This window comes from Thermosipho melanesiensis BI429, assembly GCF_000016905.1.
GTDB classification, from domain to species: domain Bacteria; phylum Thermotogota; class Thermotogae; order Thermotogales; family Fervidobacteriaceae; genus Thermosipho; species Thermosipho melanesiensis.
The window spans coordinates 295304-311879 of sequence record NC_009616.1; the positions used below are offsets into that span (position 1 = coordinate 295304).

A 16576-nucleotide genomic window follows, 5' to 3' on the forward strand; every position below is an offset into this window, starting at 1 on the left:
AATCAAAATTGACCTATAACAATTCCAAATACTTCTGGTCCAGTATGAACACCTACTGCTGCACTAATCTGCGCAACATCCTTTATGTTAAAATGTTCAATTACCTTATCCAAATATTTTCTGTATTTTTCACTACCATATCCAGCAATGATATATGGATTTTTTAAATTTGAAGACTCTATAAACTCCTCACCAATTTCTATCAATTTTTCTACGACATTTGTAAATTTTCGTTCCTTTGCAACCACTTCTACTTCACCTTCACTATTCACTGTTAAAATAGGCTTAATCTTTAAAATCCTTCCCAACAAAGCTTTTGCTTTTCCTATTCTTCCACCTTTTTCTAAATATTTCAACGACATAACTCCAAAAAATAACTTTGTCTTTTTCCTTAATTCGTCAACTAACTCCTGTGTTATTTCTTTTCCTTCTTCTAAATAATGAACTATACCTCTAAATATAGCATATAATTCTACACTAGCAGTCTTCAAATCCAAAACCGTAACTTTATCCTTATACGGTGCACTAATTGCCCTAAACATGTTGTATGTTCCACTCAACTTACTCGATAATGCAAGCATATATACATGCTCATATTCATCAATTAGCTTTTTTACTAACTCTTCTGTCTCTTTTGGGTTAGGTAATGATGTGGAAAAATCTTCCGCACTGTCCAACATACTATAGAAATCATCTACGGACAAATTCTTCTTATCAATATACTCAACACCATCTATGTAAACCCTCAACGGCGCTAAAAAGATTGGGTATTTTGTTTCAACATTAGGTTTATCAAATGAAGAATCAACGATAAAAGCTACCATATTACTATCCTCCTAAATATTCATGGGGATTTATTTCATTTTTCACATCCTCTGTTAATATTATAACATTTTCCCCGTCACAATGTAAAAAACCATCATCAATGATATACTCAAACTTTTTATCAAATTTCTTAACTATTATCTTATCAACCCTCAATTTAGCAATAATTGGTGCCCTGTTTTTTAATATTCCCATTTCTCCCTCCACCGTTCTAACAGTTACTATATCCACCTCTTCATCTAAAAACAAGCCATTTGGATAAAATATTTTTAAACGCAAATTTCCACCTCCAAAAAATGCGTGAGCAAAATCGCTCACGCTTTTTGTAACTTTTTAGCTTTTTCAACTGCTTCGTCAATAGTACCAACCATGTAAAATGCCATCTCTGGTAAATCGTCGTATTTCCCTTCCAAAATCTCCTTAAAACCTCTTATTGTTTCACTAATTGGAACGTATTTCCCCGGTATATTACTGAATTTTTCTGCAACATGAACTGGTTGGCTTAAAAATCTCTCTATTTTTCTAGCCCTTTGGACTATTAACTTATCCTCTTCTGAAAGCTCTTCCATACCCAAAATTGCAATAATATCTTGTAAGTCTTTATACCTTTGCAATACTTCTTGTACTCCCCTTGCAACTTCGTAGTGCTCTTGCCCAACTACGTTTGGATCTAACATCTTTGAAGTAGAATCTAAAGGATCAACTGCAGGATACAAACCTAACGCTGCCCTTCTTCGTGACAGAACAACAGTAGCGTCAAGATGGGTAAATGTTGTTGCAGGCGCAGGGTCAGTTATGTCATCTGCTGGAACATAAATTGCCTGCACTGATGTAATAGATCCCTTTTTCGTTGAAGTTATTCTTTCTTGGAGTTCCCCCATATCTGTAGCCAAAGTAGGTTGATACCCAACAGCAGAAGGCATCCTACCTAAAAGAGCAGAAACTTCACTACCCGCCTGAACAAACCTAAAGATATTATCAATAAATAACAAAACATCTCTTCCTTCAACATCTCTAAAATATTCAGCCATCGTTAATGCAGACAATGCTACTCTAAATCTTGCACCTGGTGGCTCATTCATCTGTCCAAAAACTAGAACTGTATTATCCAAAACCTCCGCTTCTTGCATATCAAGGTATAACTCATTACCTTCTCTTGTTCTCTCTCCAACACCAGCAAACATTGAAAAACCATGGTGTTCAATGGCTATGTTTCTTATCAATTCCATAACTAAAACTGTCTTTCCAACACCAGCACCACCAAAAAATCCAATCTTTCCACCTTTTGGAAATGGCGCTAACAAATCAATAACCTTTATACCCGTCTCCAATATCTCCACAGATGTTGATTGTTCAGTAATAGATGGTGGTGTCCTATGTATTGGCCAATATTCAACGTCTTTTACATCTTCTTTTCCATCTATAGGTTCACCAATAACATTAAACATTCTACCCAGTGCACCTTTACCAACTGGAACCTTAATTGGTTCACCGGTATTTTCAACTTCAAGACCTCTCATTAATCCATCTGTTGTATCCAATGCAACTGTTCTTACTGCATTATCTCCTATAAGCTGTTCTACTTCCAAAATTAACTTTTTTCCAGTTTGAGGATTGATAACTTCTAAAGCATCGTATATATCTGGAAGCTCTCCTTCCTCAAATTGTACATCAACTACTGGACCAATTACCCTTAAAATTTTTCCTTTGGATCTTTTTGACACTTTATCACGCTCCTTTAAGATTATTCCTCTTGCAATGCCTGAGCGCCAGAAACTATTTCGATAAGCTCCTGGGTAATGGATGCCTGTCTTTCTTTATTAAACTCCAATGTCAATTCTCTTATTACCTCTTCAGCATTTTCCGTAGCATTTCTCATTGCATTTTGCCTTGCATATAACTCACTAACTTTTGTTTCATAAGCATAGGAATAAATACTTGCTGAAACTAAAAATTCCAACGCTTTATTAGTTATTTCTTCACTTGTTGGTTCAAATTCATATCTATAGGATTTTACCTTTTCAAATTCAACAGGAGTTAATCTTACAACTTCTGGTTTCTGAATTAACCTATTTTTAAATTTACCGTAGACAATATATACAGTAGCAATTCCATCATTCATCAAATCGTTTGTCAGTGTTTTGGCAAAATCAAATGTAGGAATATCATAAACTCTTTCGTAAATTCTTCTAGTTTTTTGATGCCTTCTAAAAAATGGTATAGTTTTATTACCTATTGCATATACATAATCAATCCCTTTCTTTTCAACAAAATTCAGAGAAAGTCTACCAATTTCCGTAGGGAACGCCCCACAAAGCCCCATATCTGTGGATATGACAATTAATCCTTTTTTCCCTTCTCCCGTTAAAAAAGGATGTTCACCAACAAGTTCTAAATTTTCAATCATTCTAATAGTTTCATTTAAAAATTCCCTAACACCATGCAAATTTTTTTCCACTTTTTTTACTCTAGCAGTGGCCACCATTTCCATGGCTTTGGTAATTTTCTTCAATGATTCAGTTGATTGAACCCTCTTCTTAATAGAGAGTAATTTACCCCTACTCATTTAAATCACTTCCCGTACATTTTCACAAATTCACTTTTGTAATCTTCTATGGCATTTCTTAATTCATTTTCCAATTCCTCGTTTAAATCTTTTGTTTCTCTTATTTGTTTAAGTAATTCAGATTTATTTTCTTTCAAATATTGTAAAAACCTTTTCTCAAAATCTCTAACCTTTTCGACATCTAAATCATCCAAATAACCGTTAATACCCGCATATAATACGGCAACTTGCTCTTCTACCTCAAGTGGTGAATATTGTTCTTGTTTCATTAATTCCATTAGCCTTTGTCCACGAGTTATCTGGGCTTGAGTTGCAGGATCAAGTTCCGTTGCAAATTGGGCAAATGTTTCCAGTTCCTGGTATTGAGCTAAATCAAGTTTCAAAGAACCTGCGACCTTTTTCATAGCTTTTACCTGCGCTGCACCACCAACACGAGAAACGGAAAGCCCTATATTTACAGCTGGCCTTTGCCCCGCATAAAATAGCGAAGGTTCAAGATAGATTTGTCCATCGGTAATTGAAATTACGTTCGTTGGAATATAAGCTGAGATATCATTTGCTTGTGTTTCAATTATTGGAAGTGCAGTTAAAGATCCACCGCCATACTTATCATCAAGTCTAGCAGCCCTTTCCAATAATCTTGAATGTAAATAAAATACATCACCAGGATATGCTTCACGGCCAGGTGGCCTTCTTAAAAGTAACGAAAGCTGCCTATATGCAACCGCGTGCTTTGACAAATCATCGTAAATTACTAAAGCATCTTTCCCTTTATACATAAAGTACTCACCCATTGCACAACCGGCATACGGTGCGATATATTGAAGTGACGCATTATCTGCTGCACTTGCAACGACAACCGTTGTATATTCCATCGCACCATGTTGTTTTAACTTATCAACTAACCTTGCCACAGCAGATGCCTTTTGGCCAATTGCAACATAAATACAATAAACCCCTTTACCCTTTTGATTTATAATGGTATCTATTGCTATGGCAGTTTTTCCAGTTTGCCTATCACCTATTATTAATTCTCTTTGACCTCTTCCAATAGGTATAAGGGCATCTATTAACTTAATACCTGTTTGTAAAGGAGTATCAACTGGTTTCCTATAAATAACCCCTGGGGCTTTTACTTCAACATCTCTGTATTCCTTTGCATCTATCGGTCCTAAGCCATCTAAAGGTTCCCCTAATGGATTAACTACTCTTCCAAGAAGCGCTTCACCAACGGGAACCTGCATAATTCTATTTAATCTTTTTACGGTATACCCTTCTTTAATATCTTTATAATCCCCAAGAATGATTATACCCACATTATCTTCTTCCAAATTAAAAGCCATACCAATAGTTCCTGTTTCAACAAACTCCACCATCTCATTTGCCATAACATTGTTCAATCCATATGCACGGGCAATTCCATCACCAACTTGTATAACCTTTCCAACATCGTTTAAATTTATTTCTTCCTTAAAACCCTCTATTTTTGATTCCAATACTTTTACAATTTCACCGGGATTTATTCTCAAAATTTCACCCCTTTCTCAAGGAAAAAACTTCCCTGGCAATCTTATTAAGCCTACCACTTACTGAAACATCTATCATTTTACCAGAAAATTCTATAACAGCACCTGCAATCAATGATTCGTCTATCTTCTCTTCGATTACCGGTACCCTATTTACACACTTTTTAACAAATTCCGAAATAGCTCTTAATTCCTCAGATGAAAGTTTTTCCGCTGTTGTTACATTAACAAGTATCTTATTTTCAACATCAATTGATGCGTATCTATAATAAGCTGCTATCTGAGGAATAAACTTTTGTCGCTTATTTTCAAAAACCAAGGAAACAAAATTAACAAACACTTTATCTATACTCGTTCCAAAGCTCTCCTTTATGGTCTCAACTTTTTTCCAAACTTTAACAGCGGGATTATCAAAAAAATCCTTAAATTGCACATAAACATCACACAATGCTTTTAACAATTCACCATAATCTTCTATCTTATTCACTTTTTTTCCTACCATCAATAACGCATTAACATATTTTGAGGAAATAGTCGAGTACCTCATTTTTCATGCTCCTTTAAAATTTTCATAAGATATTCTCTTTTGGCTTTTTCGTCCAATGTTCCCTTTAATATTTTCATAGCGAGAACAACAGCAATTTCACCAACCCTTTGTTCTACTTCTTTTATCATTGCTTCTCTTTCGTTTTTAATTTCTTCCTTAGCCGAAACAAGTATTTTCTCTGCTTCTGCCTCTGCCTTTTTCTTTGCATTATTTACTATTTCCTCTGCCTCTTCCTTTGCCTTCTTTATTATGGAATCTGCGCTTTCTCTGATTTTAATTAACTCACCTTTTGCCTCTTTCTTTAATTCTTCAGCTTCTTTTCTAAGTTGTTCTGCCTTCTTTATTTCACCTTCTATTTTTTCTTTCCTTGCATCCATAACTTCAAAATATTTGTCATATAAAAACTTCTTTAAAATATACAAAAGCAAGAAAAAACTCATCAGTTGAATAACTGATGTTATATTAATTTCAAACATATCCATAATATCGCCTCACATTATAAAGTAAGAAGAATTAAGAACGCAATTAAAAGAGAATAAATACCTGTAGATTCTGCGACTGCGTCTGCAATTAACATACGTGTTGTAATTGTCCCAACCATTTCTGGTTGTCTTGCCATAGCATCCATCGCGTGAGCACCTATGTTACCTTCACCTATACCAGGACCAATAGCACCAATCCCCATTGCAAGACCAGCACCAATTGCCTTACCCATTATAATTAATGCATCTGCCAAGCTTTTTTCCATAAATACCAACCTCCTTATGATATTTTTTCTGAAATATATGCTACTGCAAGCATTGAAAACACCAAAGCTTGTACCAATCCAACAAATATTCCAAAATATGCCCAATAAAATACCGGCATAAATAGATATTTAACTAAATATGTTAGTATAAATGTTAATATAGCTCCTCCACCAATATTACCAAACAACCTTAAAGAGTGAGAAATTGGTTTTGCAAGTTCGCCAATAATATTCATAGGAAGCATAATTGGCATAGGCTCAATCCACGACTTTAACCATCCCCCCAAACCTTTTGCCTTAATCGCAAAAACATGACTAATTACAAAAACCATTAATGCATATGTTAGATTGGTATTCAAATCAGCTGTCGGGGAAAACCACGTATCTTGAAAAAGCGTAAACTTTACATTTCCATCCACCACATTTACATTTATACCTGGTATTGCCCCACCAATTATATTTGAAATAGAAATGTAAAGAAAAAGCGTTGTGGCTATTGCAAAGGTAGGCTTAACAAATCTTGGATCATCAATAACACTATTTACAACATCATACATAAAATCCATTATTGATTCTGCAAATGATTGTTTCCTGTCTGGAATAATTTTAAAGTTTTTTCCCACACGAATTGCAAAAATAATTAACCCAATTATTATTGCCCAACTCATAATTATTGTAAGGGGATTTAACCTCGTATACCAAGCTTTTTCATCTGAAAGTTGTATTATCCACCTGTTTGCAAGTCCTTTAGTTACCTCAGTAGTGTCCTTTGGAACAAAATAAATTGCATTAATTATTCCCAAAACTGTGTAAATCACAAGAAAAACGATCAAAAACGTACTAATTTTTTTCTTCACTATTTTCACCTCCAAACAGAAAACCAACCACGTATGCTCCTATTTTTACATTAATTAATCCAAAAAATACCCCAATAACAGCTAAAGTTTTTTCTGAAAATAACCATCCAGCCAATAAAAATATACTCGCAGAAAATAAATACCTTATGTAATATCCCTTTTTACTATGTTTTCCTTTTAAATTCAGACAAATTATATCGTGATATAACGAAATTATGTAGAGTAATGCTCCAACTGTTCCGATAATGTAACCAAAGATAAAACTTTTTTTCCAATTTGTTAATATTCCACCAATGATTACTCCCAAAATTCCTAAAATAATTATAACACTAACGTATTTTCTAATCACGTTTTTCATGTTTTTCTACCTTTTCTACTTCTTTTAACATTTGCCTAATGGCATTATACAACCCTGATACAGCTCCAAAAAAAAGAAAAATAACAACAAATAATTTTTCTGTATTAAATAATTCATCCAAAAATTTTCCTATAAAATATGATATTATTATATTTCCTAAAATTGTTGCACCAAAAACCGTAACTAAATTTAACTTACTTATTTCCCTAACAAAATTATCTTTCTTTCTCATACCACAAAAATATCTCGTGGAAGACTAGACAAAACTTCACAACCACTATTAGTCAATATAATATCATCTTCTATCCTTATACCAAACTTCTTAGGCAAATAAATACCAGGTTCAACTGTAACTACGGCATTTTCAGGCAATTTTTCCTTATTTGAAAAACTCAATCTTGGTTCCTCATGAACTTCAAGTCCTATTCCATGTCCAAGAGAATGTCCAAAAAACTCTCCATATCCATTTTGTGAGATATAGTCCCTTGATGCCTTATCAATCTCTGCCCCCGTTAATCCCGCTCTTGCTATATTTATCGCTTCTTGCTGTGCTTTTAAAACAACTTCATGTACACGCTTTACTTCATCATTAGGCTCACCTATACAAAACACCCTTGTCAAATCGCTTGCATAACCGTTATAATACGCTCCCCAGTCTACAACTACAGGTTCGCCTATTTCTATTTCTTTTTCTGTTGCAATTCCATGTGGAAGAGCCCCTCTCCAACCGGAAGCAACTATTGTATCAAATGAAAATTTATCGCCACCCAACAATTTTATTTGATACTCTAAATACGCCGCTATTTCTTTTTCGGTAATTTTTGGTCTAATTATTTCTAATGTTTTTTTAAATGCTTCTTCTGCAATATAAATAGCTTTTCTAATTTGTTCAACTTCTTTTTCACTCTTAACCGCTCTCAATTTCAATAGATCAGCTGATACATCTACAAATTCCACATCCAAGTTTTCAGTTAAATACTCTAAATGATTTGCCAACGTTCTCTCCTTTTCTATACCCACCCTTTTTACTTCCATTTTTTTCAAAAAATCAACTATTATGTCCAAAAACTTTTTATCAGCTTTATATTTAACAAGTTCAAAATCCGATTCCATCTTCACCTGTTCCCAATAACGGGAATCGGTAATTATAATTCTTCTATCTTTGGAATAAATTGTACCAGAAAAACTTCCTGTAAAGCCTGAAATAAATCTCGTACTTGGTTTGTTAGAACTTTCAATGTTAAGAACAACAAGTACATCTAAACCTTTCGAAGCTAACAAATTATCTAAATTCATCAAACTCCTCCTTTCATATTCTTGGTGTGCCTGGCGGGATTTGAACCCGCAACCTCTGGATCCGGAGTCCAGGGCTCTATCCAATTGAGCTACAGGCACTAAACCACTATAATTCTACCATTATTTTTTAAAAATTTTTCTACACTTTCTTTAAAACTTTTCCTTGTAACAGCAATTGAAAAGCGTTCATGCACCGTATCTTCATTTCTATAAATAAAATTTCTTTCTTTCATGTGTAAATAAGCAATTGAAAAGTTCTTAGATAAAGCAATACCTTTTTTACCTTTCACTGGTGGAACCTCAAAATAAAAAATATCATCATAATCTAAATCTGTTTCCAAATAATCTTCCAAATAAAACTCTTGAGCAATTGATGGATTTTCAATATAGTCTATGAAAATCTGTCGTGCACTAAATGCATCGTCATCATTCGCTTGGAATACCTCTGCCATTTTAGTTGTTAGCCTTTCATCAATTAAAAAAACGTTTAATCCCATTTTTTTTAATTTAAACGCAAATTTTAATACCTTATAGCTTTGTGTAGAATAATTTCCACTCATTGAAAGCGGAAGCCCTAGCACAATTTTCTTGAATTGAAAAAGTAAATTCTTCAATTCAGAAGTTTTTATAGTCCCACTCTTTGCAATAAATTCATTTCCAATTGCATACCCCGTTTTCTTTTCACCATAATCCAATGCTAAAATCATAAAACCTCCTATACCTCAAGATAAATATCGTACATATCACGTTCTTCTATCATTTTGTAAATATCTTTAATAGAAGAACTTAGAAGTAACATGGTATATTTTTCAAAGTATGAAAGTTCTAATTCTCTTTCCAAAAGTCTTAAAATTTTTCTACCATTTTTTTGGTCTAATATTGCATGTTTCAACACTTTCGGTGAAATATCTAAACTTTTTGAAAAATCGATAAATTTTTCATTGTTATCAATCTTTAAATCGTAAAACTTTGAAATTGCATTTTCAACTACTCTTTTGTCTGGAAATATCTTTAAAAGATGCTCTTTTCTTTTCTTTGCATCATCCTGATTGTAAAACAACTGCAAAATCACGTAAGAATCTCCAGACACTGCATCAATCAACTCCTTTATGCTTAACGGAAAATCAAATAACCTTACTTCTGCTCCATTTTCCAACATAGATGGAAGCCCATCAGAATTTGTTGAAGATACTATCTTTTTTATCCTACCTTTTTTTATCAAAGTACTAATTGCTTTCTTTTGAAATGGCTTCAATATTGGGCTATAGAAAACCAAATCCTTAAATTCATATCTTCGGGAAACAAGCTTTTCGTAAAACCTAGTAACATACAAATAATTAGAGAAAAGAAAAGCAATAGATTCAACATCGTGTTCAACGGTTTTTTTCGAATTTCTTCTATCTTCAAGGCCAAAATTGATCCTTTTCTCATCAAAATACACGGGAATATTACTTTCAAATTTGTAAAGACTTGTTATTATAAAATCCTTACCTCTAACTTTACGCATTAATCTTTCATAAATTTCATAGGACAACGAAGCCAAAATTTGTGTCTCATTTAATACTACAAAATCAAAATCATCTAACTTTACAATATCTTCTATAACCAAAATTGGGTTTGTAATAACATGCTTTAAATAATCTCTATTTAATGAATTAACAAAAGAAACATCCTTTGGAGAATGTCTTGATAAACTTTCATAAACATGCAATGCTTCAATATTGGTCGGATTCACAACCAAAGTTTTTCCCTTTTGCATTAATTTCAATAAAAATACATTTCTAGTTAACAAATCAGTTTGTAAAACAAATGGTTTTTCCTTTGAAAAATACTTTTCAACTTTTTCATACCTTTGATTTAACTCATCATCCTCAAAAAAATGGTCAAAATCATCCTTTTTTTGGTTTTTCCAATTGCTTGCAAAAGAATATATAAAATATTTATCCTTATAGTCTTCTTCATAACTTGACGAAATTTTAAAATCCAAAATATTTAAAAATGGTCCAACCCCATTTTGCCTAATATTTGCAACTATATCCAAAGAAGTTAAAACCGCATGAATTGCGGGAATATCGTAATAATTTTTCCTTAATCCAAAACCTATACCTTCAATTACATTCTTATTTTTCCCCTTTAAAACCATTCTCACGTTGGAAACTACATTTCCAAAAAACCTTATTCTGTCAACTAAACTGTTTTTAATCAAAAACACCGGTTCTGGATTACCATGTCCAAAAGGTTCTAAATAACTTAAAGAATTTATCACCTCATCATTTACCTCATCTATATCTAAAACCGTATCGATTTCTATTTTTGAATCTACCTCAAAATGACTATCCACAAATTCTTTTGAAATAACATCAATAAGCTCATCTATTTTTTCTTCTCTTATGCTAAAACCAACTGCCATTGGATGGCCACCTATTTCTTCAAAATATCTTGAAAACGAAGAAAGTACGTCAAAAATATTTACTCCATCCACACTTCTTCCAGAACCTCTTCCCATACCATCTTCCAAAGAAATCACCAACGACGGTTTATTATATTTCTGAACCAATTTTGTAGCAACTATTCCCAAAACACCAGCATGCCACTTTTCACCAGAAACTATTAATATAGGAAGATCCTTTATCTTAGATTTTTCTATCTTATAAACAGCTTCGTTAAAGATTTTATTCTCTATCTCTTGCCTTGTAAAATTATATCCCATTAGAATTTCTGCAAGCTGCTCTGCAGAAGATAAATTATTCGTGGTAATCAATTTATACGCATCTTCCGCAGAATACAACCTTCCAGCTGCGTTTAATTTTGGGGCCAATCTATAGCCTATATCTTGACTTGTAATATTCTTTATATTAAGTTTTTTCATAAGTTGAACAAGCCCAACCCGTTGGGTTTGATTTAACTTTTTTAACCCTTCCTTTACAATATATCTATTTTCATCTACCAAATCCACCATATCCGCAATTGTTCCAAGTGCAACAATATCCAATAGTTCATTTACTTCATCATCCGGTAAACCAAGTTCCAAAGCTAAAGCAGATATCAACTTATAAGCAACGCCAACACCAGCAAAATCCTTAAAAGGATATGTCTCATCTTCCCGCTTTGGATCAACAACTGCATGTGCATTCGGAATACCGCTCTTTATAGTATGATGATCTGTTATTACAACATACATTCCAAGTTCTCTTGCATGCTTTACCGCATCAAAACTTGTTATTCCACAATCCACACTTAACAATAATCTATACCCTTTTTTAAAATATTCATCTACAATTTCTGGCTGGATTCCATAACCTACATCCAACCTATTTGGAATAAAATACTTGACTTTCCATCCATGTTTGGAAAGAAATGTTACAAGTGTTGCAACACCTGTTATACCATCAACATCGTAATCCCCATACACCAAAATGGGATATTTTTTATTCCGAGCTAAAAGCAGATATTTAACAGCTCTATCCATATCTTTAAGCAAAAACGGAGAACGTAAATCATTCTTTGAAGGATTTATAAACCTATACGCAGATTCAGGTGTTACATAGCCTCTTGAAACCAGAAGTTGAGCTGTAAGCAGAGGAATATCTAACTCCTCTGCAAGCTTCTCAGAAGACTCCTTATCAATTTTTTTCAATTCCCATTTCACTATTCTACTCCTTTCTATTTTATTTTTTTCCTTTTATAAATATTTTACCACATTAGGAATGTTTTTAAAATATAGTGTATAATATAGATACAGAAAGTGTTCCAAGTTCCACCAGCACCAAATTTTAAGCATTAAGAAACGACAAAAACTAAGGAGGTGGAATTATGAGGAACACCTTTAATTATTGGCTTGTTCTTCTTGGAGACTTTGATTACCACATCTTACCAATCCTTTTTGTTCCTTCTCAATCTCATGTTGATGCTTTATTAGAAACCATTTATGAAAACAACTTGATCAATTTCCAAGTCAAAAAAGTAATGTTTTCAGACAATTTCGAATCAATTAAGGAAGTTACCATGAAATACGTAAACTAAGGAGTGATTATTTTGGTTATAAACGGTATTGCATACAAAGCACTTGTAAGGTTTTCAGTTATTGATAGCACGGATTTAGTTAAAACTGCCACTAAAAAACATAATCTTTCACCAATTACATCTGTAGCTTTGGGAAGATTATTAACAGGTATAGCTCTAATGGTTCCCTGGCTTTCTAAAAATGATACACTAACCTACATTATCGAAGGTTCAAACAAGATAAAATATATAGCAGCTCAATCAAAAAACAATGGAAACGTTAGAGGATACATCTTACCAAAAATTGTAGACACCATAACAAACGAAAAGGGAAAATTTGACCTAAAAAGTGCTATTGGTAACGGAACGTTAAAGGTTGTAAGAGATTTGGGATTAAAAACCCCATATGTTACCCCAATAAAATTAATAAGCGGTGAGATTGCAGAAGATCTTACATATTACTTTACAATTTCAGAACAAATTCCCAGTGCAATTGCACTGGGAGTTTTAGTTGACAAAAATGGTATTAAACGTGCTGGTGGAATAATAATACAGATTTTAGATCAATCTTTACCAAAAAAAGATATTACAGAAATTGAAAAAAAATTCAAAGAAATTACTCCAATAACAAATTTTTTGGAAAAGCATACCCCTATTGATGCTTTAAAACACATATTTGGCAAGAAAATTGAAAAAACAGAAACTCACGAAATAAACTTTAGATGTTCTTGTTCACATCAAAAAGCATTAGAATCTTTAAAATTACTTAAGGTTGACGAATTAAAAGAGATAATAATCAAAAACGAAATTGTTGAAGTTTCTTGTAAATGGTGTAGCACCACTTATAAAATAAAACCAGAAGAAGTTAAAAAAATTCTGGAGGAAAAAAATAAATGAGTATTTCAACAAAAGTAACTTATATTACAACAGTAATTTCGGCAATTATATTAGCAATAGTTTTGATATTTATATACTCAACAATACAAAATCTCATAATAAAATCCACAAAAGCAGACTTACTCGAATCTGCACGCCTTCCCATGATGAGACATATGAGAAAAGATATTTATCTTTTAAAAGATGGTATATTAATTTCCGATCCTTATGGTTTGGGAATTATGAATAAAAATGGTAAGATAAAAATCAACGATAGAGTTTATTTGTTTGTCAAACCATATCAAAATACAATAATTGCAAAAGATATTACATCAATTGAAAATTTCATTTTGAACATAAAGAAAAGATTTATCACATTATTTATCTTTTCAACACTTTTAATAAGTTTTTCAACTTATCTTATAACAAAAAACTCGATGAAACACCTCAAAAATTTCGTAATCAAACTCTCAAAGTTAAAAGGTACAGAACTTAACTATAGATTTGCAAAACCAAACACAAAGGACGAAGTCGACGAACTAGTTGAAAAATTCAACGAACTAATGGACAAAGTTGAAAAAAATTATAAATTACAGGAAGAATTTGTTTCAAATGTTTCACATGAATTAAAAACACCAATAGCAAACCTAATTGGCTACTCCAAAATGCTCCAAAGATGGGGCATGAAAGATAAGGAAATACTAAAAGAAAGTGTAGAAAATATCTTCAATACCGCATTGAACATGAAAGAGTTAGTAGAAAATATGATAATTATATCAAAAAGATACGATCTTGAAACCGAAAAAGTAAACCTAAAACCTTTTGTAGAAAAGATAGTCCCAAAAGAAGTAAAAATTTCTGGAAATGGTACAATTATTGCAAATAAAGATGCTTTGGAAATAGTCATTAAAAATCTTGTAAATAATGCACTCACACACGGAAAAGCTCCCGTTGAAGTATATTTGTATGAAAATAAAATAGAAATAAAAGATTCTGGAAATGGTATATCAGACGATTTAAAAAATAAAATATTTGAAAAATTTTCAAAATCAAGGAAATCAAAAGGCCATGGACTTGGACTGTATATTGTAAAAAAACTTTGTGATCAAATGGGACTTAATGTATATTTAAAAGATTGCAAGCATACAACATTTGTTATTGAAAGGGGTGAAAAACATGAAGACTGACATTGAAATTGCAAGGGAGGCTAAATTAAAAAGGATATCGGATATTGCAAAAGATATTGGAATAGAAGAAAAATATCTAGAACCATACGGGAAATACATTGCCAAGGTAGATCTAAAATTCCTAAAAACATTAAATAATAAAAAGGATGGAAAATTAATCTTAGTAACTGCTATAACTCCAACTCCTGCAGGCGAAGGAAAAACTACAACAAGTATTGGTCTTTCAATGGCTTTAAATAGATTGGGGAAAAAGTCGATAGTTACACTTAGAGAGCCTTCCTTAGGACCTGTTTTTGGGATAAAAGGTGGTGCAGCTGGCGGAGGATATTCACAAGTACTTCCAATGGAAAACATAAACTTACACTTTACCGGCGATATACATGCAATCTCATCAGCACATAACCTCATATCAGCGGTAATTGATTCCCACATAAAATTTGGAAATAACTTAAACATAAACCCTACAAAAGTATTTTGGAAGAGAACAATGGATATGAATGATAGAGCATTAAGGCAAATAATTGTTGGCTTAGGCGGAAATGCCAATGGACTTCCACGTGAAGATGGTTTTATAATAACAGCTGCATCAGAAATTATGGCAATACTCTGCCTTGCAAAAGATCTTAAAGATTTAAAAGAAAGACTTGGAAATATAGTTGTTGCAGAAAGTTTTGACAAAAAATTAGTTAGAGTCAAAGATTTAAAAATTGAAGGAGCTCTAACAGCCCTTCTAAAAGATGCTATCAATCCAAATATCGTTCAAACCATAGAAAATACCCCTGCATTTATACATGGTGGGCCATTTGCAAACATTGCACATGGAACAAATAGCATAATCGCAACTAAATTAGCATTAAAATTAACAGATTATGTTGTAACCGAAGCAGGTTTTGCAGCAGATCTTGGAGCAGAAAAATTCTTAGACTTTGTAACACAAGTAGGAAATTTCGATGTAAATGCTGTTGTATTAGTTGCAACAATAAAAGCGTTAAAATACCACGGTGGAATAAAAAAAGACGAATTAAACAAAGAAAATGTAGATGCAATGTTGAAAGGAATGGAAAATTTAAAGACACATATTGAAAATTTAAAACTTTACAATGTACCAGTAGTAGTAGCCTTAAACGTATTTGCATCCGACACTACTAATGAACTAAAAGCCTTCTCCGAGCATTGTAATGCACCTCATGCCCTAGTAAGAGCTTTTGAAAAAGGAAGTAAAGGCACAATAGAACTTGCAAATACAGTATTAGAAAATATATCAGATTCAAAACATATTCCTATATTAAATCCTGAAATGTCTATCGAAGAAAAGATAGAAACACTTGCTACAAAAGTATACAGGGCAAGAAAGGTAATTTACACAGATACTGCAAAAAGTAAGTTGAAATTTTTAAAACGTCACGGTTTTGAGACACTTCCTGTAATAGTAGCAAAAACCCAATCAAGTATATCGGATGATCCAAAAAAACTAAATGCACCAAGAGATTACAATTTTACTATCAGAGACTTTGAACTTTCCGCAGGTGCAGGATTTGTTGTTGCTCTGGCAGGTGAAATAATGCGAATGCCTGGACTTTCAAAAATTCCAAATGCGGTGAACATAGATGTTGACGAAGATGGAAATATAGTTGGTTTATCTTAAGCTGGTCGTTAGACCAGCCTTTTTTTAGTATAAATTAGTAAAAAAAAGAAATTACAAATATTTTGCCTAAAACATGATTTATGTTAGGATTTTCACAAAATATCGAAGTTGAAAAAACAATTATTTTAAGCAATAATTTAGGT

General features: G+C 32.6%; 18 protein-coding genes and 1 tRNA gene. 4 read left to right on the forward strand and 15 right to left on the reverse strand.

Annotation, left to right across the window (positions count from 1 at the left end):
• Positions 1 to 2: 2 nt before the first annotated feature.
• From TMEL_RS01530 to recJ, 15 genes are all read right to left on the reverse strand, one after another.
• A complete protein-coding gene (locus TMEL_RS01530; protein ID WP_012056521.1) occupies positions 3 to 824 on the reverse strand; it encodes a DegV family protein in 822 nt (273 codons plus the stop codon).
• Between the two features lie 4 nt (positions 825 to 828).
• Entirely contained in the window at positions 829 to 1104 is a 276-nt protein-coding gene (locus TMEL_RS01535; RefSeq protein WP_041425900.1) for a F0F1 ATP synthase subunit epsilon, read from the reverse strand.
• A gap of 35 nt (positions 1105 to 1139) precedes the next feature.
• Positions 1140 to 2549 carry a F0F1 ATP synthase subunit beta gene (gene atpD / locus TMEL_RS01540; RefSeq protein WP_012056523.1) on the reverse strand — a complete coding sequence of 470 codons (1410 nt, stop codon included), beginning with the start codon at positions 2547 to 2549 and terminating at the stop codon, positions 1140 to 1142.
• Between the two features lie 20 nt (positions 2550 to 2569).
• Positions 2570 to 3391: an ATP synthase F1 subunit gamma gene (gene atpG, locus TMEL_RS01545; protein ID WP_012056524.1), complete on the reverse strand. Its 822-nt coding sequence runs from the start codon at positions 3389 to 3391 to the stop codon at positions 2570 to 2572.
• A gap of 5 nt (positions 3392 to 3396) precedes the next feature.
• A complete protein-coding gene (gene atpA, locus TMEL_RS01550; protein ID WP_012056525.1) occupies positions 3397 to 4920 on the reverse strand; it encodes a F0F1 ATP synthase subunit alpha in 1524 nt (507 codons plus the stop codon).
• A 4-nt stretch (positions 4921 to 4924) separates the two neighbouring features.
• A complete protein-coding gene (locus TMEL_RS01555) occupies positions 4925 to 5464 on the reverse strand; it encodes a F0F1 ATP synthase subunit delta (RefSeq protein WP_012056526.1) in 540 nt (179 codons plus the stop codon).
• Entirely contained in the window at positions 5461 to 5946 is a 486-nt protein-coding gene (gene atpF / locus TMEL_RS01560; protein WP_012056527.1) for a F0F1 ATP synthase subunit B, read from the reverse strand. Before atpF ends, TMEL_RS01555 begins: the two co-directional genes overlap by 4 nt.
• A gap of 14 nt (positions 5947 to 5960) precedes the next feature.
• Positions 5961 to 6212, reverse strand: a complete 252-nt coding sequence (locus TMEL_RS01565; RefSeq protein WP_012056528.1) for a F0F1 ATP synthase subunit C — start codon at positions 6210 to 6212, stop codon at positions 5961 to 5963.
• Between the two features lie 14 nt (positions 6213 to 6226).
• Complete coding sequence (gene atpB, locus TMEL_RS01570) at positions 6227 to 7069, reverse strand: F0F1 ATP synthase subunit A (protein WP_012056529.1); 843 nt, start codon at positions 7067 to 7069, stop codon at positions 6227 to 6229.
• Positions 7053 to 7427, reverse strand: coding sequence for an ATP synthase subunit I (locus tag TMEL_RS01575; protein ID WP_012056530.1), 375 nt, complete (start codon positions 7425 to 7427; stop codon positions 7053 to 7055). The genes atpB and TMEL_RS01575 overlap by 17 nt, the downstream gene beginning before the upstream one ends.
• Positions 7411 to 7659 (reverse strand): AtpZ/AtpI family protein, encoded by a 249-nt coding sequence (locus tag TMEL_RS01580; RefSeq protein ID WP_012056531.1) that lies wholly within the window; start codon positions 7657 to 7659, stop codon positions 7411 to 7413. Before TMEL_RS01580 ends, TMEL_RS01575 begins: the two co-directional genes overlap by 17 nt.
• Positions 7656 to 8723, reverse strand: a complete 1068-nt coding sequence (locus TMEL_RS01585) for a M24 family metallopeptidase (RefSeq protein WP_012056532.1) — start codon at positions 8721 to 8723, stop codon at positions 7656 to 7658. Before TMEL_RS01585 ends, TMEL_RS01580 begins: the two co-directional genes overlap by 4 nt.
• 22 nt (positions 8724 to 8745) lie before the next feature.
• Positions 8746 to 8822: transfer RNA gene (locus tag TMEL_RS01590), tRNA-Arg, on the reverse strand.
• A complete protein-coding gene (locus tag TMEL_RS01595) occupies positions 8822 to 9430 on the reverse strand; it encodes a RuvX/YqgF family protein (protein WP_012056533.1) in 609 nt (202 codons plus the stop codon). Before TMEL_RS01595 ends, TMEL_RS01590 begins: the two co-directional genes overlap by 1 nt.
• A gap of 8 nt (positions 9431 to 9438) precedes the next feature.
• Positions 9439 to 12372 carry a single-stranded-DNA-specific exonuclease RecJ gene (gene recJ / locus TMEL_RS01600; protein ID WP_012056534.1) on the reverse strand — a complete coding sequence of 978 codons (2934 nt, stop codon included), beginning with the start codon at positions 12370 to 12372 and terminating at the stop codon, positions 9439 to 9441.
• A gap of 164 nt (positions 12373 to 12536) precedes the next feature.
• Here recJ and TMEL_RS01605 point away from each other — a divergent pair, with 164 nt between their 5' ends.
• Genes TMEL_RS01605 through TMEL_RS01620 form a run of 4 tightly spaced genes read left to right on the forward strand, consistent with a single transcriptional unit; the run spans position 12537 to position 16433 of the window.
• Complete coding sequence (locus TMEL_RS01605; RefSeq protein ID WP_041425901.1) at positions 12537 to 12746, forward strand: hypothetical protein; 210 nt, start codon at positions 12537 to 12539, stop codon at positions 12744 to 12746.
• Positions 12747 to 12749: 3 nt separating this feature from the next.
• A complete protein-coding gene (gene hslO / locus TMEL_RS01610; protein ID WP_231109752.1) occupies positions 12750 to 13622 on the forward strand; it encodes an Hsp33 family molecular chaperone HslO in 873 nt (290 codons plus the stop codon).
• On the forward strand, positions 13619 to 14788 hold the full coding sequence (locus tag TMEL_RS01615) for a HAMP domain-containing sensor histidine kinase (RefSeq protein ID WP_012056536.1): 1170 nt from the start codon (positions 13619 to 13621) through the stop codon (positions 14786 to 14788). Before hslO ends, TMEL_RS01615 begins: the two co-directional genes overlap by 4 nt.
• The gene (locus TMEL_RS01620) at positions 14778 to 16433 is read left to right on the forward strand and encodes a formate--tetrahydrofolate ligase (RefSeq protein WP_012056537.1); all 1656 of its coding nucleotides are present in this window, start codon (positions 14778 to 14780) and stop codon (positions 16431 to 16433) included. Before TMEL_RS01615 ends, TMEL_RS01620 begins: the two co-directional genes overlap by 11 nt.
• The last annotated feature ends 143 nt before the right edge of the window (positions 16434 to 16576 follow it).